At 49.6% G+C, this 26,937-nt stretch carries 28 protein-coding genes; 21 read left to right on the forward strand and 7 right to left on the reverse strand.

The window, feature by feature from the left end; translation table 11 throughout:
- Window positions 1–42: 42 nt before the first annotated feature.
- Entirely contained in the window at window positions 43–267 is a 225-nt protein-coding gene (locus ACJJH9_RS06605; protein WP_444924697.1) for a hypothetical protein, read from the forward strand.
- On the opposite strand, the gene ACJJH9_RS06610 is transcribed toward ACJJH9_RS06605, so the two are convergent.
- Window positions 264–659: a YchJ family protein gene (locus ACJJH9_RS06610; protein WP_444888619.1), complete on the reverse strand. Its 396-nt coding sequence runs from the start codon at window positions 657–659 to the stop codon at window positions 264–266. The genes ACJJH9_RS06605 and ACJJH9_RS06610 overlap by 4 nt on opposite strands.
- 172 nt (window positions 660–831) lie before the next feature.
- Between ACJJH9_RS06610 and ACJJH9_RS06615 the strand changes: the two genes are divergently transcribed.
- The 6 genes from ACJJH9_RS06615 (at window position 832) to ACJJH9_RS06640 (ending at window position 9,619) form a co-directional block, all read left to right on the forward strand.
- Entirely contained in the window at window positions 832–1,359 is a 528-nt protein-coding gene (locus ACJJH9_RS06615) for a TetR/AcrR family transcriptional regulator (RefSeq protein WP_444924698.1), read from the forward strand.
- Between the two features lie 34 nt (window positions 1,360–1,393).
- Window positions 1,394–2,458 (forward strand): efflux RND transporter periplasmic adaptor subunit, encoded by a 1,065-nt coding sequence (locus ACJJH9_RS06620; protein ID WP_444924699.1) that lies wholly within the window; start codon window positions 1,394–1,396, stop codon window positions 2,456–2,458.
- A 45-nt stretch (window positions 2,459–2,503) separates the two neighbouring features.
- On the forward strand, window positions 2,504–5,611 hold the full coding sequence (locus ACJJH9_RS06625) for an efflux RND transporter permease subunit (RefSeq protein ID WP_444924700.1): 3,108 nt from the start codon (window positions 2,504–2,506) through the stop codon (window positions 5,609–5,611).
- A 258-nt stretch (window positions 5,612–5,869) separates the two neighbouring features.
- On the forward strand, window positions 5,870–6,421 hold the full coding sequence (locus ACJJH9_RS06630) for an HNH endonuclease family protein (RefSeq protein WP_444885399.1): 552 nt from the start codon (window positions 5,870–5,872) through the stop codon (window positions 6,419–6,421).
- A gap of 91 nt (window positions 6,422–6,512) precedes the next feature.
- Window positions 6,513–9,212, forward strand: a complete 2,700-nt coding sequence (locus tag ACJJH9_RS06635; protein ID WP_444924701.1) for a DEAD/DEAH box helicase — start codon at window positions 6,513–6,515, stop codon at window positions 9,210–9,212.
- A gap of 104 nt (window positions 9,213–9,316) precedes the next feature.
- Entirely contained in the window at window positions 9,317–9,619 is a 303-nt protein-coding gene (locus ACJJH9_RS06640; protein WP_252085404.1) for a hypothetical protein, read from the forward strand.
- Between the two features lie 101 nt (window positions 9,620–9,720).
- Here the strand turns inward: ACJJH9_RS06640 and ACJJH9_RS06645 are convergent, their stop codons facing one another.
- Window positions 9,721–10,026: a DUF6471 domain-containing protein gene (locus ACJJH9_RS06645; protein WP_252085405.1), complete on the reverse strand. Its 306-nt coding sequence runs from the start codon at window positions 10,024–10,026 to the stop codon at window positions 9,721–9,723.
- A 148-nt stretch (window positions 10,027–10,174) separates the two neighbouring features.
- On the opposite strand from ACJJH9_RS06645, the gene ACJJH9_RS06650 reads away from it, so the two are divergent.
- The 7 genes from ACJJH9_RS06650 to ACJJH9_RS06680 are packed head-to-tail and all read left to right on the forward strand — an operon-like array spanning window position 10,175 to window position 15,225.
- Window positions 10,175–10,579: a DUF2170 family protein gene (locus ACJJH9_RS06650; RefSeq protein ID WP_444885397.1), complete on the forward strand. Its 405-nt coding sequence runs from the start codon at window positions 10,175–10,177 to the stop codon at window positions 10,577–10,579.
- Window positions 10,576–11,271, forward strand: a complete 696-nt coding sequence (locus ACJJH9_RS06655) for a PspA/IM30 family protein (RefSeq protein WP_252085407.1) — start codon at window positions 10,576–10,578, stop codon at window positions 11,269–11,271. Before ACJJH9_RS06650 ends, ACJJH9_RS06655 begins: the two co-directional genes overlap by 4 nt.
- A gap of 4 nt (window positions 11,272–11,275) precedes the next feature.
- Window positions 11,276–12,349 carry a potassium channel family protein gene (locus ACJJH9_RS06660; protein WP_252085408.1) on the forward strand — a complete coding sequence of 358 codons (1,074 nt, stop codon included), beginning with the start codon at window positions 11,276–11,278 and terminating at the stop codon, window positions 12,347–12,349.
- Window positions 12,334–12,987 (forward strand): YjfK family protein, encoded by a 654-nt coding sequence (locus tag ACJJH9_RS06665; RefSeq protein ID WP_252085409.1) that lies wholly within the window; start codon window positions 12,334–12,336, stop codon window positions 12,985–12,987. Before ACJJH9_RS06660 ends, ACJJH9_RS06665 begins: the two co-directional genes overlap by 16 nt.
- A gap of 15 nt (window positions 12,988–13,002) precedes the next feature.
- Entirely contained in the window at window positions 13,003–13,419 is a 417-nt protein-coding gene (locus ACJJH9_RS06670; RefSeq protein ID WP_252085410.1) for a DUF350 domain-containing protein, read from the forward strand.
- A gap of 12 nt (window positions 13,420–13,431) precedes the next feature.
- Complete coding sequence (locus ACJJH9_RS06675) at window positions 13,432–14,055, forward strand: DUF1190 domain-containing protein (protein ID WP_444924702.1); 624 nt, start codon at window positions 13,432–13,434, stop codon at window positions 14,053–14,055.
- A gap of 3 nt (window positions 14,056–14,058) precedes the next feature.
- Complete coding sequence (locus ACJJH9_RS06680; protein ID WP_444924703.1) at window positions 14,059–15,225, forward strand: glutathionylspermidine synthase family protein; 1,167 nt, start codon at window positions 14,059–14,061, stop codon at window positions 15,223–15,225.
- A gap of 102 nt (window positions 15,226–15,327) precedes the next feature.
- On the opposite strand, the gene ACJJH9_RS06685 is transcribed toward ACJJH9_RS06680, so the two are convergent.
- Window positions 15,328–16,962, reverse strand: a complete 1,635-nt coding sequence (locus ACJJH9_RS06685) for a two-component system sensor histidine kinase NtrB (protein WP_444924704.1) — start codon at window positions 16,960–16,962, stop codon at window positions 15,328–15,330.
- 318 nt (window positions 16,963–17,280) lie between these two features.
- Between ACJJH9_RS06685 and ACJJH9_RS06690 the strand changes: the two genes are divergently transcribed.
- The 3 genes from ACJJH9_RS06690 to ACJJH9_RS06700 all read left to right on the forward strand — a co-directional run bounded on the left by ACJJH9_RS06690 (window position 17,281) and on the right by ACJJH9_RS06700 (window position 20,555).
- Window positions 17,281–18,693: an amidohydrolase gene (locus ACJJH9_RS06690; protein ID WP_444924705.1), complete on the forward strand. Its 1,413-nt coding sequence runs from the start codon at window positions 17,281–17,283 to the stop codon at window positions 18,691–18,693.
- Window positions 18,690–19,991 carry an amidohydrolase family protein gene (locus ACJJH9_RS06695; protein WP_444924706.1) on the forward strand — a complete coding sequence of 434 codons (1,302 nt, stop codon included), beginning with the start codon at window positions 18,690–18,692 and terminating at the stop codon, window positions 19,989–19,991. Before ACJJH9_RS06690 ends, ACJJH9_RS06695 begins: the two co-directional genes overlap by 4 nt.
- A 168-nt stretch (window positions 19,992–20,159) precedes the next feature.
- Window positions 20,160–20,555, forward strand: a complete 396-nt coding sequence (locus tag ACJJH9_RS06700; protein ID WP_444924707.1) for an MAPEG family protein — start codon at window positions 20,160–20,162, stop codon at window positions 20,553–20,555.
- A gap of 170 nt (window positions 20,556–20,725) precedes the next feature.
- Here the strand turns inward: ACJJH9_RS06700 and ACJJH9_RS06705 are convergent, their stop codons facing one another.
- The 3 genes from ACJJH9_RS06705 to ACJJH9_RS06715 all read right to left on the reverse strand — a co-directional run bounded on the left by ACJJH9_RS06705 (window position 20,726) and on the right by ACJJH9_RS06715 (window position 22,589).
- A complete protein-coding gene (locus tag ACJJH9_RS06705) occupies window positions 20,726–21,022 on the reverse strand; it encodes a YebG family protein (RefSeq protein ID WP_444925209.1) in 297 nt (98 codons plus the stop codon).
- Window positions 21,023–21,366: 344 nt separating this feature from the next.
- A complete protein-coding gene (locus ACJJH9_RS06710; RefSeq protein ID WP_444885390.1) occupies window positions 21,367–21,984 on the reverse strand; it encodes a LysE family translocator in 618 nt (205 codons plus the stop codon).
- Window positions 21,984–22,589: a DUF924 family protein gene (locus ACJJH9_RS06715; RefSeq protein WP_444898547.1), complete on the reverse strand. Its 606-nt coding sequence runs from the start codon at window positions 22,587–22,589 to the stop codon at window positions 21,984–21,986. Before ACJJH9_RS06715 ends, ACJJH9_RS06710 begins: the two co-directional genes overlap by 1 nt.
- A gap of 177 nt (window positions 22,590–22,766) precedes the next feature.
- On the opposite strand from ACJJH9_RS06715, the gene ACJJH9_RS06720 reads away from it, so the two are divergent.
- From ACJJH9_RS06720 to ACJJH9_RS06735, 4 genes are all read left to right on the forward strand, one after another.
- Window positions 22,767–23,054, forward strand: a complete 288-nt coding sequence (locus ACJJH9_RS06720; protein ID WP_444898546.1) for a hypothetical protein — start codon at window positions 22,767–22,769, stop codon at window positions 23,052–23,054.
- 65 nt (window positions 23,055–23,119) lie between these two features.
- Window positions 23,120–23,920, forward strand: a complete 801-nt coding sequence (locus ACJJH9_RS06725; protein WP_444904415.1) for a DUF6249 domain-containing protein — start codon at window positions 23,120–23,122, stop codon at window positions 23,918–23,920.
- A gap of 10 nt (window positions 23,921–23,930) precedes the next feature.
- A complete protein-coding gene (locus ACJJH9_RS06730; protein WP_252085422.1) occupies window positions 23,931–24,485 on the forward strand; it encodes a sigma-70 family RNA polymerase sigma factor in 555 nt (184 codons plus the stop codon).
- A complete protein-coding gene (locus ACJJH9_RS06735; protein ID WP_444924708.1) occupies window positions 24,478–24,852 on the forward strand; it encodes a hypothetical protein in 375 nt (124 codons plus the stop codon). The genes ACJJH9_RS06730 and ACJJH9_RS06735 overlap by 8 nt, the downstream gene beginning before the upstream one ends.
- Window positions 24,853–25,755: 903 nt before the next feature.
- Here ACJJH9_RS06735 and ACJJH9_RS06740 read toward each other — a convergent pair.
- Window positions 25,756–26,907, reverse strand: a complete 1,152-nt coding sequence (locus tag ACJJH9_RS06740; RefSeq protein ID WP_444924709.1) for a serine hydrolase domain-containing protein — start codon at window positions 26,905–26,907, stop codon at window positions 25,756–25,758.
- Window positions 26,908–26,937: the final 30 nt, after the last annotated feature.

The following is a 26,937-nucleotide window of genomic DNA, read 5'->3' on the forward strand; positions in this document are numbered from 1 at the left end:
TTGGCACTTGGCTGCCAAAATTTTCGATAAAGGAGAATGTATATGAAAAAAAATCCACCTAAGGGGAGTGGGAAAATTCGCAATTATATCGCGCGTAATCCACTTATGGGGAAGGGCGGTGCGCACGTTAAAGCAAAGTCAGGAAAACGTTTTCTAAATAAACAAAAAATGAGGAAGGAGGTGCGGGAGTGGAGGGGCTCCCGCGATACTTACTCTCTTGTAGTTGCAGTTCGTTTTAATTTGCCACTGACTCTTGCCGGTTTTTAGGTTCTGCCTTCTTCAGGCCATCCGGGGAGCGCTTCCAGATACACCCACTTTTTTTTATAGAGTTTGAACAGGGATACTTCATGAATTACATGTTCCTGCTCATTTTCTGAATACCACGCCTTAAACTCTACCACCGATCTCTTCAGGCCAGCTTTGCTTTTAATAACCTCCAGTCTCGTCCACTGGGTCTCCAGGTCCTCCTGGCGAAGATCCGGACAGGTGTCTGGATGCCAAGTTTTGCGCAGATAGGCCAGGTTTCCCATCGCATAAGCACAATAACGGCTGCGCATCAGGTTCTCTGCAGTATTTGGATAGGCTTGCCCAGAGAGGAAGAGGTTGCAACAGCTCTGAAATTTCTTACCTGAGCCGCAGGGGCAGGCGTGATCCGTCATAAGTAACTCCGTAATCGGGGGCGCTCACTTTCACTGGTTCGGTCAGCGCGTTTCGTAAACACTTTTTAACCTTGCTTGACGGTGACAGAGGGTAGCATAGCTTGATCTTTTGCTGAGGAGCGTTAAGATACCGACCAGCCGGTTGGTTTGTTGGGTAATCCCGGGAGGTCATGTGTCCAGAGTCGATAAATCTGCCATTGTCCGTGCTGCCGAAGAGGTGGTGCGAGAGAAGGGGGCACGCAAGCTCACTCTCGATGCAGTGGCTACCCAGTGCGGGTTAAGTAAGGGTGGTTTAATTCATCACTTCAGAACCAAACAGTCTCTTCTCAAAGCGATGTTGGAGGCAGCGATTGCCAGGGAAGATGCCAGTGCTGAAGCTTGCACCAAAGCTGGCGGTGACTTGTTGACCTCTCGGCTTAGTTCCATTTTTGAACTAATGGAAGATGATGAAGGCTTGCCCCGTTCATTGCTTGCAGCAGTAGCCGAAGATCCGGCGCTCCTGGAACCAGTTAAGGTTAAGGAGGCTGAATTGCGCAGTGAAATCTCCCAAACCTACAAAGACTCCGAGTTTGCACAGCTGTTGATTCTCGCAGCCCAAGGTATGTTCTTTGGGCGTGTGTTGGGTGTGGTGGAGCCAGAAGATCCGATGCTCACCCGTTTACGCGAACGTTTGTTGATGCTTTCTGCAGATCTCACCTGATTTTTTTCTTAAACACGCTTTTTGGATGACGAATATGAAATTGTCGGTAAGTTCTCGTGCCCCACTAGCCCTGCTTATGGCAGCGGTGGTCATTCTTGCGGGTTGCTCCGGCTCGGAGAAAGAAGAGCAGCGCGCTGAGCGGCTGTGGCCGGTGAAAGTAGCCACCGTTCAGAGCACCAATAAAGTGGCAGACCGCCAATTTGCAGGCAGGGTAAAAGCTGTGCAGAGCGTGGACCTTTCTTTTCAGGTTGGCGGTAAGCTCGATAAGCTAAATCTTCGAGAGGGCGAAATCATTCCTAAAGGCACTTTGATTGCCGAGCTTGACGATCGCGATTACCGGCGCCGGGTAAAGGAAGCTCGGGTAAATGTAGAGCTTCTGGAGAAAACATTGAATCGACAGCGCTCACTGGCAAGTTCGAAAGTGATTTCCCAGCAGCAGCTCGATGAAACCGAGAGTAACTTTGACCTTGCCAAAGTAACCCTGGAAAGAGCGGAACAGGATTTAGCTTATACCAAGCTGACGGTTCCCTTTGATGCGTTGGCAACACGGCAGCTTGTCGAGAATTACACTAACGTTCAGCCAGGCCAGCCCATTGTGCGCTTACAGAATATTTCTGAGGTGCGTATACAAATTTCTGTGCCGGAAAAAATGTTGGCTACTGTCAACGAAGAGCAAATAAGCTCAGTGTTAGCGGAGTTTGAGTTTCTTCCGGGTGAGCAGTTTGCTTTGCAATACCGTGAACACCAAGCGGAAGCCGACAGTGTAACCCAGACCTACGCGGTAGAACTGGGGATGCCGCGACCGCAGAATGTTCAGATTCTTCCTGGTATGACTGCCCGAGTGACGGTCAAAATGAAAGAGGGCAGCGGAGATTTTTGGATTCCTCTGGCGGCAGTGCAGAGCAATAGTGATGGGAAACCCTATGTCTGGCAAATTAATAAAGATCAATCGGTTTCCAAAGTTCAGGTGGCTCTTGGTCGTACCAATGGTGAAGCCGTACAGATCACTAAGGGCTTGTCAGCAGCGATGAAGTTGGTAGCCGCGGGCGGTCAGCATCTCTATGACGGTGCAAAAGTTCGCAATTATGTACAGCACTAATTTTTTGCTTGAGAGCTCTGGCCCTGTGAACAGGGGGGAAATGTTGTGAAGATTTCTGATACATTTATCGAAAAGCCGGTTTATAGCTGGCTACTAATGTTGATTTGCCTGATCGGCGGACTCTGGGGGCTTTCGGATATTGGCCGCCTTGAAGACCCTGCCTTTACCATTAAAGAAGCGCGAGTGTATACCTTCTATCCCGGCGCCAGTGCACAAAGGGTGGAAGAGGAGGTTACTGAAAAGCTTGAGGTCGCTATCCAGCAAATGGGACAGCTGGATAAGGTTTCCTCTACCTCTAGTCCGGGAATGTCAGAAATCCGTGTAGAAATTAAGGATCAATACGCCTCCGCAGAACTGGCTCAGGTATGGGATGAGCTGCGTCGCAAAGTTAATGATGCCCAAAGTGACCTTCCCAGTGGGGCATATCCCTCGGTGGTCAATGATGACTTCGGTGAAGTCTACGGTATTTATTATGCGATTACCGGTGAGGGTTTTTCCCTGACCGAAATGCGTGAAATCACCAAAGCGATTCGTCGTGAATTGCTCGGTGTTGAGGGGGTGGCGAAAGTTTCCCGTTCTGGAATCATTGATGAAGTCGCCTATTTGGATATTGATGAGTCCCGACTCGCTCAGTTTGGTTTCTCTCTCGATGATCTAGCCCAGGTTCTGCAATCGGAAAGCTCCACACAGAAAGTTGGAGAAATCGGTGGTCAGGATTTGCGCACCCGTATCGTAGTGGATAATCCTGCAAGTGACTTGGAAGCAATCCGTAATATTCTTGTGGGCGTACCTGGTTCAACGGCAATGTTGGCCATCAGAGATATCGCAGATATCTCCCTAGGTTACGATGAAAGCCCTAGCTTTATCGCCCGTTATGATGGAAATCAGGCGGTATTACTTGGTATAGCGGGAGCTGAAAATACCAATATTGTTAATGTTGGTAAGGCTGTAGAGGCCAAGCTTGAGGAGATAAAACAGGCACTGCCGCTGGGGGTGGAAATTCACCCGGTTTATGCCCAGCACCAAGTGGTAGAAGAGAGTGTCGATGGCTTTCTGTTTAATCTCGTCTCTTCAGTTGTGATCGTTACCCTCGTACTCTGTGTATTTATGGGCTGGCGCTCTGGCGTGGTGGTGGGTACCGTGCTTGGTCTTACGGTTCTGGGTACCGTATTAATAATGAACCTGTTTGGTTTGAACCTGCAGAGGATTTCTCTTGGTGCCCTCATTATTGCCATGGGTATGTTGGTTGATAATGCTATCGTAGTTGCAGAAGGCATGTTGATGGGGGTTCAACGAAATGAGGAGCCCAAGAGTGCTGCCAGCCGGGTAGTGCGCCAAACATTCTGGCCGCTTTTGGGGGCCACTGTAATTGGTATTATGGCTTTCTCTGGTATTGGACTGTCTGACGATGCCACCGGTGAATTTCTCTTCTCTCTGTTTGCTGTGATTGGGATTTCATTGCTGCTCAGCTGGATTCTCGCTGTAACTGTAACGCCCTATTTGGGGTATCACCTGTTCAAACCCGGTAAGAATTCAGATTCTGAAGACCCCTATAATGGTCGTTTTTACAACATGTATTCCGGAGCCTTAGCAGGAGCATTAAGGCATCGTGGCCTCACCATCGGCTTACTCGTTGCTGTTACATTAGTAAGCTATTTTGCTTTTGGGTTTGTAAAGCAGGGATTCTTCCCCAACTCCAATGCACCGCTGTTTTATGTGAATTACTTCTTGCCACAGGGCAGTGATATCAATCGTACTGATAAGGCTCTTCAACAGGCAACAAAGTATTTTAAAGAGCAGGATGAGGTGGTTTCGGTAACGGCTGTAGCTGGTCGGGGAGCCGATCGCTTTATGCTCACTTATGCTCCTGAACCGCCCAACGCTTCCTATGGTCAGCTAATTGTTCGCACTGAGAATCGCGAGCAGATCGCTCAACTGATAGCGAGGGCAAAGGCGCAGTTACGTGAAGAGCAGCCTGAAGCATTGATTACCTTTAAGCGCCTGGTGTTTGGCCCTGGTGGTGGTGCCGATGTGGAAGTGCGAATTTCTGGTCAGGATTTTCAGACCTTGCGTGCGCTTGCCGTAGATGTTGAGCAACAGTTTCGCGAGAAGGGCCTGGAAGATATTCGCCATGATTGGCGCAGTAGAGAGCCGACTATCCATGCGCACCTTGATGATGAGCGTGCTCGCGTAGCTGGTGTCACGAATACCGATATTAGCCGGATGATTCAATTTGCCTCTGCCGGTTATACCGTGGGTGATTTTGAGAGCGGCGATCGTATTATCCCTATTATTGCGCGAATGCCGGAAGGGGATAGGAACCAAGTGGGTTCCCTTGAGGATCGTTTGGTCTGGAGCCCTAACGAGCAAGGGTATATTCCGGCGGGACAGTTGATCACGGATTTTGAGGTTACTGCAGACGAGGGCCTGATCCAAAGGCGCGATAGGGTTCCGACCATCACTATCAGTGCCGATGCTCCGGAAGGTGTTACTGCTATGGCCGCGTTTGGGAGAATTCGTCCCTGGGTAGAAAGTATGCAGTTGCCACCAGGCTTTAAAGTGGAATTTGGTGGTGAGTATGAAAGCTCTACCGATGCACAGAAGTCACTGGGTAAAGGCTTGCCGCTTGGCTTCCTAATCATGATCCTGGTATCGATCTTGTTGTTCGGTACTGTACGTGAACCCGTGATCATCTGGTTGGTAGTTCCCATGTGTTTGGTGGGCGTAGTTGTAGGCTTGTTGGCGACGGGGCTACCTTTCGGATTTATGTCACTTCTTGGTGTATTGAGTTTATCCGGAATGCTGATTAAAAACGCTGTGGTTTTGGTCGATGAGATCGAAGTACAAACACATGCGGGCTTGCCAAGACTCACTGCTATTCAACGTGCTAGCGTAAGTCGCTTGCGTCCGGTCTTCCTTGCAGCTGTGACCACTATTTTAGGAATGTCGCCACTGCTATTTGATGCTTTCTTTGCGGATATGGCCGTAACCATTATGGGGGGGCTGGGTTTTGCCACTGTGCTTACGCTGATTGCTATTCCTGTTTTCTACGCGGTCTTCCACAAGGTTAAACCTAATGAGGTGGAAGGTAATCTAGATGAGATGAATTTAAAGTCGCAGCCAGCCCCTGCTAAAGAGGTTGTCTCTGTATAGTGCGATGAGCCTGCGTTGATGGTGGGTAATTCGAGATCCTGCGCAATGCCTTTTTGAGTATTGCGTGGGATCATCCTTCCTTTCCCAGATACTAGTGGTTTCTAACTGCCTCCGTTGCGCCGGTTCATACACTTATCTTTTCCTTTCGCTGTTTGTAGGTAATTAATGGTTTCGTTTTTACCTCAGTTTGAACCGGTACATACAATCCCGATCAGTTTTCTAGTAATCTAAAGATCTGATTTGATTGGTAGTTGATGTATGAGTGTTCGGTCAATTTCAAGATTTTGTGTGTGCTTCTTTTTATTTTCTTTCAGCTTTTCTGCTCTGGCGATTAGTTATGAGAGATCAGAGTGGTTACCCAAGTGGTCTGATACAGATAGGGATTGCCAAGATACCCGACATGAGCTGTTGATACGGTACTCCCTTTCGCCAGTTACTTATACTCGCGCCAACGGCTGTAAGGTGGATACTGGGTTGTGGCTAGATCCTTATACCGGCAATTTTTACAGCAAAGCTTCTGATCTGGATGTGGAGCATATTGTGCCCCTTAAGTGGGCTCATGATCACGGAGGAGCTGGGTGGAGCCGCGCAAAGAAAAGGCGCTTTGCTGAGGATATCGATAATCTCTGGTTGGTGGATGATGGCCGCAATCAAAGTAAAGGGCACAAAGGGCCTGATGAGTGGATGCCACCCTATGCGCCCGTCGGTAAAATATATGTTCAGCGATTTATTTCTATCGTAGAGAAATATGGACTGAGCCTGAGTCGAGATGAATCTCGCAAACTACGCACAATAGCGAGTGAGGGCTAGCCAGTCTAAATGCCAACTGGCACATTGAGTGGGGAGTGTCGTCCCGGTGGTACAATTTCGGGCAGGACTTTGCCTCTAATTGGAAGCATGGATGGTTATGCGGGACTCCTCCAAGTTGTTGGTCGAATATTTCAGACGCTGCTATCAGGCGGATAGTCATGATTTATCACTGAGTAATATTGCCCGGCTAGCGGGTAATCGCCGGGTATTTTTCAGAGAGCGGGACTTTTTAGCCAGTGGAGAGTTACCCAGAGTGCCATTGGTGGGGGCCTCGGCTACTAAGCTCGTAGAGCTAACGGATGCTTACCGAAAAGAGCGCAGTTTAATCTATTCGGTGTTCTTTATCTCTGGTGAACTCCCGAGCCAGCTGGGGCTTAGTTCCAAGCGTCAATTGTGTGCCCCGCTATTGTATTTTCCTGCCCGTCTTTGTTCTGACGAAGAGTATTTTGTGGAGGTCAACTCGGCTGATCTCCATATCAACCTTCCACTGCTGCGCTTGATCCTTAAGCCGGATATAGACTCGAGAGTGACAGATAGCTTCCCTATACCGAGCTTTCCGCTGGATAGTCCCCAGGTGGCAGCCATGGGGCGCTGGCTGGTACAAAACAGTCGGTTAACCGGTATTGAAGAGATTAGTCGCTGGCCGAATCTACAGGCGGTTGATTGTGATGAGTTCGGTAGGGCTCCAGCTCTGGCAATAAGTAGTGCTTGCGCCCTCATTCTGGCTGATAGGTCGCGGGGATCGCGAGGTGTCCTTCATGAGCTGAAACTTCTAGGCCGAGAACGAAACTTTTCTGCTCCATTAAATTTGGCCCTCGGGGAGGAAGTTGTTGATTTCCGGCAAAGTGATAGTGAGCCGGAGATGTTGCCGGGACTTTTGAGTGAGGCTCAGGAAAGGGCATTGCAAAATGCTGCGAAGATGCCCTTGAGTCTGGTTTCCGGCCCGCCAGGCACCGGTAAGAGTTTTACCATTGCCGCAATGGCGATTGACCAAATGCTGCATGGCAATACTGTTTTGGTAGTTTCTAAAACCCCCCAGGCCATAGATGTTGTGCGGCAGAAGTTGCGTGAGGCCTATGACTTACAGGAAGGGTATGTACATGCAGGTGAAAAGGGGTTTATACCCAGCCTGAAATTTCATCTGGATTCTTTGCTCAAAGAAGGGGTTGAAGCTCCCGAGGTGAGCGCTGCCAACCTAAAGCGTGGTCTTAAAGTAACACTCAAATCAATGCGTAAAGCTGAGCGCCGCTTTAATGGGGCGTTAAGAGCTGCTCAGAAACTCGGCTCCGATGGTTTTGGTGCTTGGTTAGTGGCATTGAGATTGCGTATTTTAGGTCGGCAACTGGATACGGAATCACTGTGGGAATTCCAGGAGGTAATCGGGACCTTGCGTAAAAATTTTGAGAGGCATGCGTCTCGATTTATTAATGCTTACCGAAAAGAGGCCCTTCTAAATCTTTTAAAGCATGAAAGAAGGCATTTATCGGCTTTCAATCAGGCTCTCAGGGCTAGAACCTCCAAAACGCAAGCAGAGCGTTTTGCTCAAACGAATATGCAGGTTGTTTTACAGGCGTACCCAATTTGGCTTGTGAGCCTGGATGAGCTAAATGAAGTATTGCCTCTCTCTCGCGAGCTCTTTGATCTCGTTATCTTTGATGAGTCCACCCAGTGTGATATCGCCAGCGCCCTACCAGCATTACACCGAGCAAAACGTGCGGTTGTCGTCGGGGATGGCAAGCAGCTGCGTCACGTCTCCTTTTTATCTGTGGCGCAACAACAACAGTTGTGGGAAGACCTAGGCAGCCCTGAAGAATTACCTATGAAGTTGAGTTACCGGGACCAGTCCTTGTTGGATATTGTCTCTGACTCCCTGGGTAGTCAACAGGCCGTTACCTTACTGGATGAACACTATCGCAGTCAGCCGGAGTTAATTGCTTTTAGCAATAACGCTTTTTATACAGATCGACTCAAGGTAATGCAGGCTAGACCAGTAGCCTCCAGTGAGAGGGCTTTAACTCTGCATTACTTGGAGGGAAAGCGAGCAAAAAGCGGCAGAAATCGGCTGGAAAAGGATTGGATACTTGAGCAGCTGCGTGAACATACTCATCGCTATGCCGACTCACCACTTAAGCCAACGGTTGGAATTCTTTCTCCTTTCAGGGAGCAGGCGGATTATCTGGCATCCGAAGTGGATAAGGCCTTCCCTGCAGAAGTGCTGCGCAGTTTCTCCGTCTTGGTTGCAACCCCTTACGGATTTCAGGGAGAGGAGCGGGACCTGATGCTCCTGTCTTTTTCTGTAGACAATCAGTCCCTGCGTGCAGCGACTTATCTTAATCGTGCTGACATGTTTAATGTTGCTGTGACCCGGGCTAAAGAGAGGCAGTTGGTGGCTTATTCCATCAGCCCGGAATCCCTGTCACCTGAGCACTTGCTGCGCCGCTATGTAGATTTTGATCATGAGGCGGGCCTAAGTGCTCCACAAAAAGTTTTTCCCTGTGAGTTTGCCGAAGAGGTGAGCGCGAGCCTGCGGATGGCGGAGGTCAGACATTGGGTAGCATTCCCTATCGCCGGCCAGCGTGTTGATGTGGTCTGTGAATACCACGGTCGGGTCCTGGGGGTGGATTTGATCGGTTTTCCTGGGGAGTATCGGTATCACTTTACTACTCAGACTTATAAAGTGTTGCACAGGGCGGGGGTTACTGTTTTGCCATTACCCTATGCCAGCTGGAAGCGTGACCCAGAGAACTGCCTTAGACGTATTCTTGCGGTTTTGAAGAGGGATCACCTTTAGGGTAGTGGGGGGCTCACTCTTAGAAGTGGATACACAAAATGAAAGTTGCGCCGGGGCTGCTAGGCTTTATAGGAGTTCAGCTTGCAGTTTAGCCGAGTACGCCTATGAAATTGTGGTTATTAATACCCTGCTTTTGGGTGACTGCCGTAGCAGCTGTGGATGTGATATTTGTGGATGCCCAGCAGCAACAGGGGGTGCGAAGCCCGACCTTAAGCTTTTGTCAGGCGCGATTCTATGAGGAGGATGACGGCCGCCTTTACTGTAACTGGGCAGTCAATTTTCGCTATGCCTGTTTTGTATGGTGGCCAACCAATAAAATAATACCGGCAGGAGCCAAACTCTCTGAACCAGAGGTTGTCGGTAAGTGTGGTAACGGTGAGCCGGTTTATAAGCTCCATCACTACTAGCTATTCAGCGGGCCTGGTTGCTAGATTTTATAGCATGCTCTGTCTTTGAGTTTAGCGATTTACTTCCTATTGGTACTGCATGATAGAGCATGTTAGCTTCTCTATTGTTCGGTATTGAGTCCTTGATCTTGCAGTTCTCGCGCTTGCTTAAGGATTTCAGGCATGGCGCTGTCTTCCACCGATAAGGCATCAATGATGGCTGCCAGTAGATCTGCAGAAAACATGCATTTGCTCACCTTGCTACGCAGGTTTTCCGTGGTCATTGAAATCCCTCTTTCGGCCAGGGCCTGGGCGAGATCCCCGTAACGCATACCCCGCAAAGCCATAGATGCGCGCACATAGCGGGCGATAGCCTGTTTGTACGGAGCCAGTGCTTGCTGGTTACTGAGGCTTTGCTTGTGGTCCATGGGCTCGACTCCGTTACAGTTGATGTCACTTATGTGGTAAATATTATCTTTGTGTGTATTATTTGCAACATAAGTTTGAAATAAGTTATTGACCGCCTTTTTTTTGATGCTATATTTGTGACTAATATTCCACAGCGAGGGAGTCGAGATGACCTGGAACCATGAGAATCTACGCCATTTGGCGGAAAGCCACACCGGATGGGTGGTGGAATCTGAGGGAGAGTGCCTCAGTATTTCCAATGACGAAGGAGTCGATGCATTCGTTTATGTCGGTGAGAAGCAGATCGTTGTCGAGAGCATCTTGTTCCCGGTTAGCCAGGTAGCCGACGTGGTCGCCCTTAATGAGTTGATTCTCCAGACTCATCAACTGGTTCCCCTGACGTCGATCGCCATCACCATGATTGGCGGTGAGCGTTACTATGTCGCTTTTGGCGCTTTGTCTGTGTCCAGTAAGGACGAAGTGGTAATTGAAGAAGTTGAAACCCTGTTCTCCAATGTGGGTGACTTCCTGGATTTATATGCTGATCATTTTGAAATGGAGGGTGTAGCATGAGCCTGAGAAAAATTTGGACTGCCTTGAAAGGCGCGGTCAATGAAGGAACTGAAGCCGTTGCGGACAGCCAGTCTATCCGTATCCTCGATCAAGAACTGCGGGAGGCAAAGGCCGAATTGAAAGCTTGTGATGAGAACCTGACTAAAATCATGGCCAAGCGCAAGCTGGCAGAAAGTAAGGTAGAGTCTCTAAAAGCCGATATTGAGACTTACAGCAACCACGCAATCAGTGCCAGCGAGAAAGGTGATGATAGCCTGGCTTTGGAGTGTGCCGAGCGTGTTACTGAGCTGGAAGCTCAACTTGAAACGGAACAGAGCCTCTTGGATGGCTTCATCAACTCTGAGCGTACCCTGAAAGGGAATATCTCCAAGGCGAAAATTAATGTCCGCCGTATGGAGCAGCAGATTGACCAGATCAAGGCCACCGAATCTGTACAAAAGGCCCAAGTAGCCGTTTCCTCCCGCCATATGGGGGCTAACAGCAAAATCAAAACGGCCCTGGACAGCCTTGATCGTATCAAGACCAAGCAACAGGAGCGTGCTGCGGAGCTGGAAGCTGCTGAAGAGCTGGCAACAGAGGAAAGCGGCTCTGGTCTGGACGCCAAGCTGAAGGCGGCGGGCATTAAACCCGGTGGCCAGGTCAGCGGCAGCGACAAGCTGGCCCAGCTACTGGCGAGCCGCCAAAAGGCCTGATCCAGTGCTACTTTATCGAGTGCGGCGCCTTCTGGCGTCGCTTTTTGTTAAGGCCAATATACTAACCATTCTTGTCGGCGTGCTGGGTTATGTAATGGGGAGTTACCTATTACTCAGTGCTGCAGGGGAGCATGAGATTGTTGACCCCGCCAACTTTATATATTGGCTGATAGTGACTGCTTCCACAGTAGGCTATGGCGATTTCTCGCCGGTAACGCCCGCAGGTAAAGTGGTTGTGGCAACCTGGGTGATCCCCTTTGGATTGAGTCTATTCGCTTTGGTGCTTACCAAGGTGGGCTTTGTAATTTCAGAGTTTGTGCATAGAGGAAAGAGAGGGTTGCGCATGACAAACCATGTAAATCATACGGTTATAATTGGCTGGAATGGAACGCGAACCCTTCGTTTGATAGAGCTGCTGTTATCGAAAACCAATGGTACAGCAACAGATATCGTGCTTTGTGTCGAAGCCGATATCGAGAACCCTATGCCGGGTAAAATTGATTTTGTCCGGGTTGAATCCTTTTCCCATATTGAGAGCATGCAGCGCGCCGCACTTGTCGATGCCGCGCGAATCATTATCGATAATCCCCTGGATGATGTCACGCTCACCACAGCTTTGTTCTGTGACAAACTCAGTCCCAATAGCCATAAAACAGCCTATTTCCAGGATGAAAATGTCGGTGAGCTATTGCGCTCACACTGCCCGAATATTGAATGCATCCCCTCAGTAGCGGTGGAATTACTGGCTAAATCCTCCCTGGACCCCGGTTCTGCCAGATTACACCGGCAGCTTCTGGATAGCACTTATGGAATGACTCAGTACAGTATTGAGTATCAGGGTGAACGGCCATTGTTATTTTCTGCTCTGTTTGATCATTTTAAAAAGAATTTGTCCGCAACCTTGATTGCGGTACGTCGTCAGGGAATAGTTAAAATTGATGTAAACCCCGCGTTGACCGATGAGGTGAACAGGGGGGATATGCTCTATTACATTTCTGCTAAGCGGCTTACAGAAAAGCGCTGCTTCGATATAAAAATGAATGAAGGAGAGGGGACAGGTACGTGTTTACCAAGCTGATTGACAAACTCAAAGGTAAAGATATTCCAAAGGTGAAAACCCCGGAAATTATGGGATTGCGACTCGGCGCAAGTTTTGAACTGGACCCATTGGCTATTCGCCTGATACTGGATGAACTCACTATTGAATCCTGTTCTCCAACGCAGATTATCAAAGCGGCCGGAATTGTAGAGCTCGATGGAGCCTGGGTTTATCGGTTTTATACTGATGACGATGCCTGGCTACAGGTTGTGGCAGAAGGCGGTCAAAGTGATGAGCATGTAGTAGACGTAAAGCTGTTTCACTTTTACGATACCCTCGATGTCGCTAATCAGCAGGTTTGGGACAGGCTTCTAAAGCAGGAAATCGGTGCAGCTAATTACCAATTGCAGGACCGTAACTATCAGAGAGTCTGGACTGCTACTGGTGATTATCACAACCCGGTGCATATGGCCGAGAAGACCTATGACGCCGATGGGGACTATTCCCTTACCGACCAATTCACCATGCTTTTTGAACGCGATTTGTCCGATCAGCGTACCGAATCCCTGTTCCTTTCAGCGGAAGAGAAAGAGGAGGACGCTGGTTACCTGAGTCGCAGCTTGGTGATTAGTACCGGTATAACTTTGACACCATCACAGCTGACTATTCACGGATAATAAGGAGATGTATTAATGGACCAGCCCTACGATTTGATGACTGGTATCCTCCATTTTGCGGCCTATTTTGGCCTGTCACTGGTATTTTTAATCGCGTTTAAATTTCTTTATGCACTAGTGACACCCCATGACGAATGGAAGTTGATCCGTGAAGACAAAAACGCAGCCGCTGCCATTGGATTTGGTGGTGCGGTGCTGGGTTTTGCCATTGCTGTTGGCGGCGCTGCCAGTAATTCTGTTTCCATTATTGACTTTGCCACTTGGGCAGTGGTTGCTCTAATCGCTCAGCTTATTGCCTTTGCGATTATTCGTTTTGGCTTTATGCCACGTATTGTTGAGCGTATTGAAGACGGTGAAGTTAGCGCGGGTATTATGCTGGCAGCTACCACTATTTCTGTTGGTGTCCTCAACGCGGCTTGCATGAGCTATTAAGCGGAGGTGAGGATGAAGCGTAGTAAAAATATTAATCTTGCGCGGATGCGCAAGGGCAGGGGGGCAAGTTTTGTTTTACGCCCCCTGGCTCTGGGTATCACCGTGGCTCTGGTGGGCTGCTCCTCCGATGAAGAGGTTAAGGTGGTGTCCTCTGTCGAGGACTGTGTGAATAATACACAGCTTGATGAAGCCCAATGTGAGGCGGCCTACCAGAAGGCCCTCGCGGAAGCTGAGCGGACTGGACCCAAATATGCCAATTTGTCCCAGTGCGAGACGGAGTTCGGTAGTTGTCGCGAGAGTAGCAGCGGTTTTTGGATGCCACTGATGACCGGTTTTATGGTCGCGTCCTTATTGAATGATAATGACCGGCGCTATCACTCCTACGGTCATTACAACCCGGTATACCGTTATTCTGCCTCCGGCTCCCGCTATTATGATCGCCTGATGACCGCTGATGGTCAGGTTATCGGTCGCTACGGTAAAAACTCCTATACCGTAGATAAGACTGCGATGGATCCCAAGCCCAAGGTTACCAAGACGGTTTCACGCGGGGGCTTTGGAGCAGTCGCTTCAGCCAAATCCAACTGGGGTGGCGGACGCTCTAGTAGCAGTCGCTCCCGAAGCTGGGGGGGCTGATTGGTGCTGAGGTTGCCGATCGGTGAGCGCCCGCGCTGGAAAGAGCGGGCGCAGGAGTTTGGTTTTCATTTTCACACCATGTATGGGGAGCCATACTGGGATGAAACTGCTTACTATCAGTTCACTTTGGAACAGATAGAGCAGGATATTGAGGACCCCACCGAAGAAATCCACGCAATGTGCCTGGATGTTGTCGCTAAGGTGCTTGAGGATGAGGCGTTGTTAAGGCGCTTCCGCATACCGGAGCAGCACTGGGATTTTGTCCGCGATTCCTGGAAAAACGGTGACCCCAGCCTTTATTCTCGCTTGGATTTTGCCTATTCGGGGCAGGGTCCGGCCAAACTTTATGAGAATAACGCCGACACGCCTACCAGCCTATATGAAACGGGATTTTGGCAGTGGCTTTGGTTGCAGGATAATGTAGATAGGCGGGCACTTCCCCTACAGTCTGATCAATTTAACAGCCTGCAGGAAAAGCTGGTTAATCGCTTTCGCGATGTACAGTTCCTGACCCCTGGTCGAGAACTACATTTTGCCTGTTGCAAAGATACGGTAGAAGACCGCGGTACGGTTCAATATTTGCAAGATTGTGCCAGTGAAGCCGGCATCACTAATCATTTTGTATTTATCGAAGATATTGGTTGTGATGCGCAGGGAGATTTTACCGATTTAGACGATCAGGTAATTACCTGGATGTTCAAACTGTACCCTTGGGAGTTTATGTTCCGCGAGGAATTTGGCTCTCTGTTGGGGGGCAATAACGTACGTTGGTTGGAACCACCCTGGAAGGCGATATTATCCAATAAAGCACTCCTGCCCATGTTGTGGAAGTTGTTTCCTGGGCACCCCAACTTACTACCTTCATTTTTCGAAGATGAGCTGGATAAAGCTGAGGGCTATTCGGAGCTGGTTAAGAAGCCCATTTTCTCCCGTGAGGGAGCCAATATTTCAGTAGTACGCGGAAAAGATGTGCAATCGCTTTCGGATGGGCCCTATGGAGAAGAGGGCTTTATCTATCAGGCTATGCATCCACTGCCGAAGTTTGGTCAGAGTTTTACCCTGGTGGGTAGCTGGCTAGTGGATGATATGGCTGCGGGTATTTCAATTCGCGAGGATAGTAATCTTATAACTCAGGATATGAGTCGCTACCTTCCGCATATTATCCTTTAAAATACTTGCCAGAGTAATTTCTCTGGCAAGTATTCGTGTAAGTGTGCCATTTTCATAGAGTAAATGGCTTTTTTGCTTTAAGACACAAGTCATTTTAGATATTCAAAGCGCTGCTGTTATCAGTTGCCCGCTTAAAATCAATTCCTCAATTTTGTTGCTGAGCCTATCGTAAGTAAAAGGTTTTTGGATACAGTCGAGAACCCCATCTTTGATAACTTCCTGGACTTTGCTATCGACACTAAACCCGGTTGAAAGCAATGCTTTCACCTCCGGGTTGATGCGCTGCAGAAAGGCGAATAGTTCCTGGCCATCCATTCCGGGCATAATCATATCGAGAATCACCAGGTCTACCTGATCGTAATGCTGTCGGTAATAGGTGATCGCCTGTTCCGCCGAAGCGAAAGTGGTTACGCTGTGGCCATTCATTTCAAAGAGTGTTTTCGAATAGCTGCGGACAATGGCTTCATCGTCCACCACCATAATACGAAGTTGGCGTTTGGCAGATTGCGGTACAGTTTGTTTTTGCAGTCTACTTACTTTTGCTTCGGCAATCGGCAGGTACAAATTAAAGGTGCTGCCCTCTCCCTCAATGCTATGGCATTGTATGGCCCCCTTATGCAAATGGATGGTGCCATGCACTGCGGCGAGACCCAGTCCGGCACCCCGGCCGCATTCCTTAGTGGTGAAGAAAGGCTCAAAAATTCTGCGGCGCACTTCAGGGGGCATACCTGTACCATTATCGCGAATGGTGATTAACAGGTAATGACCAGGTTGCACTTCAAAATCTGCGATAGTAGTAATTTTTTCAAAGGTAATATTACTACTACTAAAACGCAGAGTGCCTCCACTCGGCATGGCATCCTTGGCGTTGATGCCGATATTTAATAATGCACTTTTCAACTGGGCGGGATCGCCGACTACATGAGGCCGGCCAGCTTCTAGTTGCTGTTCAACGCGAATACGCCGATCAATGGTGCGCTCAAGCATGGCACAGACATCGCGGGTGATTTCATGGGTATTGCAATCTTTCAGTTGATAGTTACCTTTGCGAGCAAAGGTAAGCAGCTGCTTAGTCAGCTCAGCGGCATGGCGGGCAGTAGTGAGTATATGATTAGTGTATTCGCTGATACGGGGATCTTCCGCTATCTGCTGGATAACCTCGGCATAACCACTGATTCCATGAATCATATTGTTGAAGTCATGTGCGATGCCGCCGGCTAGCTCGCCAATAGCCTGCATTTTTTGCGCTTGGCGTAACTCCTCCTCCAGCAGGCGCTGTTTGGTGATATCGGTTCCAATACTGAGTATGCCTGTTGGGCAGCCACTTTCATCTGAAAGGATTTTATTAGTCCAGGCAATCCAAACCCTCTTGCCAGACTTGGTGATGTTCTCGTTAATGTTGTAGCGATGTTCTTGTGGATTATCGCAAACATGTTGAATGAGTTGACGTAGATCCCGGCCGCTGGACTCGCAGGCGGGCACTATGGTGCCGATCAGGTGCCGCCCAATAATTTCTGCTTCAGAGTAGCCAAAAAGTTGTTGAGCATATTCATTAAAAGAGGTGATTCGCCCGTGCCTGTCGCAGCGCATAATGATGGAATTCGCATGCTCAACCAGTTCGCGATAGCGCTCTTCACTTTTACGTAAAGCCTCATAGACTTGCTGGGAATCCCGGCTTTGGCTACTGGTGACATAAGTGGATGTGGGGAATACCGGCAAGCTGTTTTCCTTGATCACCTATTCTCCTCCGGAATAATTATTGAGTATTTTTTCACCAGAAACTGCATCATGTAGAAACAAAAAAGTATATAGGGAACCTGGGGCCTTTTAAGAGCTGGTTTGCAGTCTTTGCTGACATGCCGACATTTATAAACCCTTTTGTAATTGTGTGTTTATTCAAATGTGATGGGTATCCACTTGCAGAGCAGATGAGTTTCTCGTTAATTCTTTGGGGCTTTTCTTCTCAGAAGCGAACTTTTCTTCTCTAAGTAGTGGCTAAGGTCAGACAAACTGATAGCATTCACCGCCATCTTCAAAACCATTGGATGAATAACTATGCAGCTGCATTCTCGAGTTTTCGGGCGCGGCATCGCGGCTTTGCTTTGTGCCTCGCTGTTGGTGTCTGCCTGCGGAGAGAAGAAAGCCGGGAGTGAGCAGAGATCTCTGGATTTTGCTCGCCTGGATGCTTTCCCTTCAACTTATTCTGTTACTCAGTCCCAGCCGGTGCTGATTCAGGATGCCACTTTGCTTACTGGGACAGGGGAGCAATTAGAGAACACAGACCTTTTATTGAAAGGCGGAAAGATTGCAAAGATCGGTCAAGATCTTGAGGCTCCCAAGGACGCCCTGGTGGTCGATGGCAAAGGTAAGTGGGTGACCCCCGGAATTATCGATGTGCACTCTCACCTGGGAGATTATCCCGCCCCCTCTATTGAGTCCTCTCAGGATGGCAATGAGATGACATCCCCCAACACCGCGCAGGTATGGGCGGAACACTCTGTATGGACACAGGATCCCCAGTTCCCCTTAGCCCTGGCTGGCGGTGTGACCACATTGCAGATTCTACCGGGCTCTGCCAACTTGTTCGGTGGCCGCAGTGTAACCCTCAAAAATGTACCGGGTCGCAGCGTACAGGACATGAAATTTCCCGGTGCGCCCTACGGTCTGAAGATGGCCTGTGGCGAGAATCCGAAGCGTGTTTATGGTGGTAAAGGTACTTCCCCATCAACCCGTATGGGTAATGTAGCTGGCTACCGCAATGCCTGGATTGAGGCCAGCAATTATAAGAAGAAGTGGGAAGAATATGTAGAGAAGGGTGGAGATGAACCAGAGCGAGACCTGGGCCTAGAGACCCTGGCAGGCGTTCTGAACGGCGATATCCTGGTACACAATCACTGCTATCGCGGAGAGGAAATGGCGGTGATGATGGATGTCGCCAAGGAGTTCGATTTCCAGATCTCTACGTTCCACCACGCAGTAGAAGCATACAAAGTCGCCGACCTGCTGGCGGAGAATAATGTATGTGCTGCGATGTGGGCTGACTGGTGGGGCTTTAAGCACGAAGCCTTCGATATGACAGAGGCAAATATTGCTATCGTCGATCAGGCCAAGGCCTGTGCGATGATTCACTCGGATTCGGGTGTGGGCGTTCAGCACCTGAATGAAGAAGTTGCTAAAGCGATGACCGCAGGTCAGCGCGCAGGTTTCGATATTCAGCCAAAGGATGCTGTGACCTGGATGACCATGAACCCCGCTAAGGCACTGGGTATCGATAAGCAAACCGGCAGCCTCGAGAAGGGTAAGATGGCCGATGTTGTTATTTGGTCTGGCAACCCGTTCAGTGTTTATACCCATGTTGATCAGGTCTTTATCGATGGGGAGCTGATGTACGATCGCTCCGATAAAAAGCGCCAACCGCGCAGTGATTTTGAGCTTGGTATTCTCAATGCAGAGGGAGAGCGACTGTGAAAAAAATAGCTGTATTCTATGCGCTGGCCCTGGGGGTTTTGACAGCAGGGGCTCAGGCGCAAAGTATCCTGATTAAGGGCGGCAAGGTACACACCCTAGCTGATATGGGTACACTGGAATCTGCCGATGTGCTGGTAGTGGACGGTAAAGTGGAGCAGGTGGCTCCCTCGCTGAATATATCTGCCGATCGGGTAATTGATGCGAAAGGCAAGGTGGTGACTCCTGGAGTTATTGCACCCATTTCTGAATTGGGGTTGGTGGAGATCAGCGCAGCCAGTGGCACCAACGACCATTCGGTAACTGGTGAGAGTATCGGCAGCGCCTTCAATCCTGTACCCGCATACAACCCCAAATCTACATTGATCCCTTTTAACCGGGCTGGTGGTGTTACCAGCGCCGTGGTGTTTCCAGCTATCAGTACTTGGGATAGCGCTGCGGTAGAGGCCCAGAGAGTGTTTGCCGGACGCGGCTTTGCTATCAAACTCAATGGTGAGTTCGATAGTGTCGAGGCGGAAGATGTTGCCCAGAAGGCTTATTTGGGTGAGGCCGGTGCTCAACTGGCCGGTGGTAGCCGTGCAAACGCCTATGCGAAAATTGAGAATGCCTTGAATGAGGCTAAGGAGTACCGGGACAATCGTGCAGCGATTCGTCTGGGAGAGTGGCGAGAGCTGAATTATAGTCTTGCGGATCTCGAGGCCTTACAGCCGGTGATTAATGGAACGGAACCGCTATTAATTACAGCCAATCGTGCCAGCGATATCCTTGCAGCTATTGAGTTGGCCAAGACTTACAGTGTAAAGCTGGTGTTGCTGGGGGCGGCTGAAGGTTGGATGGTGGCGGAGCAGCTGGCCCAAGCTCAGGTGCCTGTCGTGATTGATGCGATTAACAACCTGCCCATTTCTTTCTCCAGCCTTGGCGCCCGCCTGGATAATGCTGCTTTGTTAACCAAAGCTGGTGTGAAAGTTGCCATTAGTGGTCCCGACTACGCTTCTACTCACAATGTATACCTCTCACGTCAGTCTGCTGGTAATGCTGTTGCCCACGGGTTGTCCTACGAGGAGGCTCTGAAGTCTATCAGTACAAATGTGGCAGATATCTTTAGCCTTAGTGGCGGTACCCTGGAGAAAGGTGCCGATGCTGATATTGTAGTTTGGAGCGGTGATCCACTGGAAGTAACCAGCTACCCTGAACAGGTACTGATTGAGGGAGAGCCCCAATCTTTGGTTACTCGTTCAACCCGCCTGCGCGATCGTCATCTTAAGCCGAGCAAGGGGCACGACTTTGGCTATCGCAATTAACTAGTGCTTAGTTTGTGAGCAGATGAAGAGCGGGCAAAGCCCGCTCTTTTTTTGGAGTGACGAAAAATGAACAAAAAGGTCCAGCCACTTGTTTAGCATTGGTGTGGTGGGCTGTGTGGTGATAGGGATATATTTACATCTCGTATTAATAAGAAAAAGGAAAATGCCATGGTAAATATTACAGCGCTATATGCCAGCCTCTGTGCAATCCTCATTATCTACTTGGCAGGCCGGGTCGTTCAGTTTCGTCGCACTAAGCGAGTAGGCATTGGCACTGGCGAGGATCGTCATAATGAGATTCGTGTGCGCGTGCACGCGAATGCGGTTGAATATACCCCCATCGCATTACTTCTCTTGTTGCTTGCGGAGCTAGGGGGCTTATCTGCACTGTGGTTGCATGTCTTTGGAATCGCCTTTTTTCTATCCCGCATTTTCCACGCCTATGGCCTGACAGCGGGTAAGGGAGGTACCCATGTCGGACGCTTTTGGGGCACATTAATCAGTTGGCTGGTGATACTAATACTCGCAGTGATCAATATTGTGATATCGATAAGATCTCTGTAAAAGCGTTTGTAGCAGTAAAGAATTTTTTAGGCGATCTGGAACGATTAACGATCTTTATGCGGTGAGAGGCTTCAGCTAAATACTGAAGCCCAGCAAAAAAGCCCGGTTGAACCGGGCAGAGTACAGGGATGAAACTTTAAATTACTACCAGAAAATTTCTTCTGGCAGTTTTACTGGTTTGCAGCAAAGGGAGTAACGGTCTCGTCGGAGGACTCTTCACTGCTCTCATCTTCTTCCAGCAGAACTTCTGGTTTGCCTTTGCAGGCCTTGGCCAGGGCATCGCGACGCTTGGCCAGCAACAGGCCGATCTCTTCGCTCACCTGCTCATCAATACCCTCAATACTGCGCTCAATGAGCGTGGTAATGTTGGCTGCAAGCTCCAGCATCTTATCGTGTTCTTCAGCATCTTTTTTGTTGTCGAACATTGCTCCGTCTCGATCGCATTTCCAAACAGCTACTACGGCCATGATATGCCTCCCAATTGCCTTTAAGACATTCCAGTTTGCTTGTATGGCTATACGGTAACTGTATAAATATTCAGTGTCAATGGTGGTTGGAACCGAAGTGGCGGCTGTTTCGTTGCGCTCAAGAGAGTGGCTATTGCGATGATTCGTCTTTAGGAAGCTGTCGTAACTGTCATAATGCGCCACTGCAGCCGGATGTACTCCCCCCAGGCATCCAGGCTGCAACCTCCGCACTGTGCAGGCCCGTTTGCGGGCCTGTTTTTTTTGGAGTGCCTAATCATCATTCTTGCGGGGGTAAGTTTCGATTTTGGCACGACTGTACGGAGATGGTGCTTAGGTCCTACCCACTAAATAGTGAATACCAAACGTGCGGCCAAGCCAATCAGGAGCAGACCAAACAGCTGCTGGATGCGGTGGCCGAGGTGCTTGCTAACCAGTTGACGTTTGCGGCTGGCATGAACTGCCAGGGCAACGATGCAATACCAGAGTGTATCGACTCCTGAAACCATGGCAGCCATTCCGAGCTTGGTCGTGAGAGCCTGCTGCTCAGATACGAACTGGCTGAATAGGGCAGTAAAGAATACCGCGATCTTGGGATTAAAAAAGGCCACCCCGAAACCTTGTACGATCGAGCGGCGAACACTCATGTGGGGGGCTTCCAACTGGGTCGTTCCCGAGCCGGGAGCCGGGGCTCGGAAGGCCTTCCAGCCCAGGTATACCAACATGGCTGCACCGGCCCACTGCAGAATACTGAATAGTAGTGGAGAGCTGGTAATCAGTACTGCGAGGCCAAAGGCTGTCAGCGCAGCGTAAACGGCAACGCCCGCGCCGTGCGCAATGGCGCTGGCGAGGCCCTGCCGAAGACCGGAGGCGGAACAGCGCATTACGATAAGCAGGCTAGGGCCTGGTGACATTGCGCCTAGGGCACAGATTCCTGCAAGTGATAACCATCCGAGTAAATCCATTATTTAAAGCCGCCCCCTTGTGCCAGCCAGTGCTTTTCTTCTTCAGTGGAATTGCGGCCTAAGGCCGCATTGCGATGCGGATAGCGGCCAAACTGCTCGATAATCGCCTGGTGGGCCAGGGCGTATCGATAGTGGGTGGCAAGATAAGGGGCGATGGACTCATCATCCCCGTACTGCTTCTGCAACTGGGCGAAGTATGCCACGGAGCGCTGTTGGATAGCGGAGTTTTCACTGTGCTCAAGAGGCATGCCGACAAAAATCTGCTGAAACAGCCCAAGTTTTTGCTCATCTGCCCTCTGTAGAATCGACTCGGTGATATCGAGAGCCAGTGGGTCCCCCTTAAAGGCCAGAGAGTTACCGCGGTGGATATTGCGGGCGAATTGATCGCATAACAGCAACAGGGCCAGCTCGCCCTCCAGACTTTGACGCCAGTGATCCAGCTTTCCCTCAAGGGCCATATTGGTGATCTCGGTAAAGTCTTCAGCCATTTGCTTGTCCAGCTTTGGGTCTGCCGAAAACCACCGCTTCTGCCGTTCAGGTGTAGGGCGGTAATTTAAAGCGGGATCACCAAACCAAAAGATCAGTATTTCCTTAATACCGGTCATCTACGCGCTCCCCAATGGTTACAGGCCGATTATTGCGACTTTTGTACTTATTGGTCCAGTAGCCATAGGAAGAAGTCCTCTCACAAAATGTTTAAAAAAATATTTTTGCGCCTGCATCCAAAATCGGTTCTGGCTCCGTCATAGAGGTGTACAAGGAAAAGCGATCTGGAGGTCACAATGTTTACTGCGGGATCATTTAAGAAGGTACAATTTTGCGCCGTACTGATTTTGGCGCTTGGCGGCATGCAGGCCGGAGCGGCGGAGCTGGGATTCTCGGTGGATGATATTCATCGTCAGCTCACTGAGAAAACAGACCAGCACTTTATGCAAAAGCTCAATGAATGTAAGTCAGGCAGTGAGGTTGAAGGCAGCGGGCTTCCCTACCCGGTGCGGATTGCCGAGGAGAGAGCTCCCCAAGGCGCTACCCCCGGACCTTACAGCCGAGGCCGCATAACAGTGATGTAGCGTGCAGGGCTTCCCCGGGCTGACGGTTAAACAGTACAAGAAAGACAACGATTAGAGAGTAACTAATGAGAGCGAGAAATTCACAATCCCTGCGGGTAGCTACCTACTGGTTGGCGGCGCTGGCAGCTACTTTTGCCGCGATGGGCAGCTGGGCACAGGATGACAGCAGCACGATACCCAACCCGCCAAAGCCGCCGGCAATGGAAAGTGAGGCATCTAAGCCAGATACGCGCGTACGCATCATGCGTGATGAGGAGGGGGTGCTCACCATCAAAACCCAGGGAGAGGACGGCGAGCGCAGTGAGGTCCAGGTGGACTTGGGAGCTGAGTTCGGAGGCCCTCTGAGCCAGCGCATTATCGAGAAACTGGAGCGCAAGGGGATTCTCGATGAGCGGGGACAGGTGGCTGAAGAGGCTCTAGATAGTGTGCCAGACAATGTGCAGATTGGCCTGTCAAAAAAATATGACTCTTCACATGAGGGCTGGGAAGAGTCTCAATCAGATTCTGGTTTCCACCAAGTGGTGACTTTACCAATTCTGGCCTTACTTTGTGTGTTCGGTATGCCGGTGTTGATCGTGTGGCTGGTCACTCGCAATAGCTACAGGAAGAAACAGCTGGTGATGGAAAATATCAATAACATGGTGGCTGATGGTCGGGATGTGCCGCCTGAGATGTTGGATATGCTGGAAGATAGCAGCCCTAAGAATACTGGGGACAGAGGGATTACTCTAATCGCAGTGGGTGCTGCAGTGTTTATCTGGCTCACTTCCCTTGCAGGATTTGGGGTAGGTAGTCTGGGCTTGATCCCACTGTTTATCGGCCTGGCCCGCTTTATCAACTGGAAGCTCGATACTAAGCAGGCGTAGGGACCGAAATATGGACCTCAATGATGAGGATTTGATCAGGCGCACCGTCAAAGACGGGGACCAGCGGGCATATGCCCAGCTGGTGCGTCGCTATCAATCCCAGCTGCGATTCTCGCTCCGCAAGCTGTGTGATGGCGATCAGGGCCTGGCCGATGATATGGCGCAAGAGGCCTTTATTAAGGCCTATAAGGCGCTGCCGGCATTTCGGGGAGATGCCCGCTTTAGCACCTGGTTGTACCGGATCGCCTACAATCTCGTCATGAGCCACAAACGCAAGAACGCTCCAGAAGTGGATCAGGAGGCGGTCGATCGGGCCCAGGCGGAAGAGTCGGTTGAAGAGTCTCAGCGCCTGGGGATGGCCCGGGACCTGAACTCCGCAATGGACTCTTTAAGCGATGCCCAACGCCAGGCGATACACTTGTGTATGCAGCGGGGCTTCTCCCATGAGGAAGCGGCAAGTATTATGAAGTTGCCGCTAGGTACGGTAAAATCCCATGTCAACCGCGCGCGAGCAAAGCTACAGAGCTTGTTGCAGCCGTGGCGCGAGGAGGTGGTCAATGGTTAACTTTGAACAGCGCAACACAAAGGGTGGCGCCTTGGGCGATTTAACTATAGAGGGCAAAGACCCACAATTTGATGCTTGGCTGGCAGAGCAGCTGCAGTTCGATGAGCCCTACCTGGACGATGACGGTTTCTGCGAGAGAGTCATGGCAAAATTGCCAATGCCCTCCAAGAAGAACGAACGTCGCGCCAGTCGTGTTCAATACATCGCTGTGCTGGCGGCTTCGGGTATTGTTGCCTGGCAATTTCCTTTTGGCGAAGTGCTTAACGAAGCCGCGCGCCAGTCTATCAGTCTTTATAGTTTGGTTGGTGTGGGAATGCTTTCCTCGCTGGTAGTGATGGCCGGCGGTATCTTTGCCGCTCGTCGCTGATCATCTTGTAGCGGGGAAGCACACTACACAAAATCTGTGCCGCCTCTAATGATGCATTAGAGGCAGACTATTATGCCTTATACCCCCGGGCTTCTATGGGCTTGGAGATTCCTCTCTTCAAAAGCCCGATGTCTTTTATAACTTAATGCCCCGATTTACTGAGCAGCGCTAATGCATTCAGCATTGAGTTGACTTGAACGCTATATTTTCTAAGCACCTTGATTGGCTGGTGTGGAGATATGGCGGTGCACCACATGTCACGATTTTTCCAATTTGATAAAGCAGAAAGTCGCTCGAACAGTATCACGAACTTCCTTGCCATCGAGAAGAGTGCCACCACACTTAATATGGCAGTGGGCAAAGCCTGTTTAACGCCCTGCGGTAATATTTAATTCTTCTAATTCAAACAGTGATGGAGCCTTAAAGGGTGGCTGCCATTCATCAAAGCTCTCCATAGGCTTTACTGGCCATTTTTTCTTAAATTTTATGTTGGCTGGCATGGATGAATTAGGTTGGAACTTGTGGCTCTTAAAAGGCGGCAAGCGAAAGCTATGATTTTTCTCTGAATGGAAATTCTAGATTACATCTTTAAGAATTCTCGCTATTGAAAGCTATAGCTTCATCAAGTTGCAGTGTATTTCTGAGTCTTTATATTTAAATAAATTGCTCAGTACTATGTATGATAAATAGGATTCTTGTGGCGGGTGACGGTATGCGTTTTCCGTGAGATTATTCTGTCAGGAATATAATTGACTCGCTTTATTCGCAGAGCCATGGGCTTGGATCTTGGAGGCTGGCTCTGATAACTATCCGATTCGCGCTGCTGACTTTAATTAATTATCAAGTATATATTCCAGTAGCCGCTGGATTGCGGACTTGTCAAGACAAGTCCGCTTTTTAGATTCACTCAAATGGTTTTAGGCGCTCCATAAGAAGCTTGCGGATATCTTTCATTGATTTTTCTGCAGTATCACCAGCAGAGTTCATCGCGATTAGAAAAATTATGTTGTGCTTTGGCATGATACGTGCGTCGGTGAGCCAATAGCCGTTACTTCCGGTGTGTGTAAGCAGCAATAACTCTGGATCGTACAATGCCCCCCAGCCCAGTGCGTAATGACCATTTACGGGTGAGTGTAGTTTGCGATAAGTTTCGGACTTCAGTAATTTACCGCGGCCATGTACGCCATTGAGTTGGTCCTCTGCGAAGAGAATCCAATCTTTAAGAGAAATATTGATTGTGCCGGCGGGGCCGAGCGCTTGAGGATTATCACTTTGTATGTCAGCGGGATCGAGTGGTACGAGCTTGCCCCACCAGATTTTTTTATGACCACGCGGTTGGTCCAACTTTCCAGAGGATCCGGGCGCTGCAAATCCTGCATTCTTTATGCCAAGCGGAGTAAAGATCTGTTCCTTGATGAGATCCTCCCAAGTCTTGCCTGTTCGTGCCTCGGCGATGGCACCCGCGATAATGTAACCGAGATTGGAGTATTTAAATGAACCAGTTGCGGATGTAGGTGGCATTGCAAGGTAACTGCGTGCAACCGCAATACGTTGCGCCCGAATACTGGGTACTGACTCGATTAAATCTTCAAATTGAGGAAGTTCATTATTGTCGGTCAGAGGTGGTAAACCTGCGGTATGACTGAGCAATTGCGTGATCGTAATATTGCGGTAAGCGGGGTCCATATTTTTTGCGAAAGACGGAAAAGAATCAGCAAGTGTATCCTCAAATCGCATGATACCTTGCTCAACTAAGCGTGCGATCATTGTTGCAGTTAGCGCCTTGGTATTCGATCCAATATGCCAACGATCGTCGATAGTGACTGGTTCCATATGACCATGCGCACGAAAACCGTCTGCAGCTATAGCAGTAGTCTTGCCATCGATTTGAATCAGCGCGGCGACGGCAGGAAGATCGTTTTTGTCACGTGCTGTGGTAAGTGTCTGTTCGAGAAATTTCTGCAGTGCTTCGTCCGCACGTACAGTAATGGTTACTGCTAAGAGTGCGATTGTAAGAAAAATCTTTGACAGAATTTTTGTGTGCCGACTATGCATCATGATAAACCTGTATTAAAAGTAACTTGA

This window comes from Microbulbifer mixtoriginis (SeqCode) (assembly GCF_052466715.1).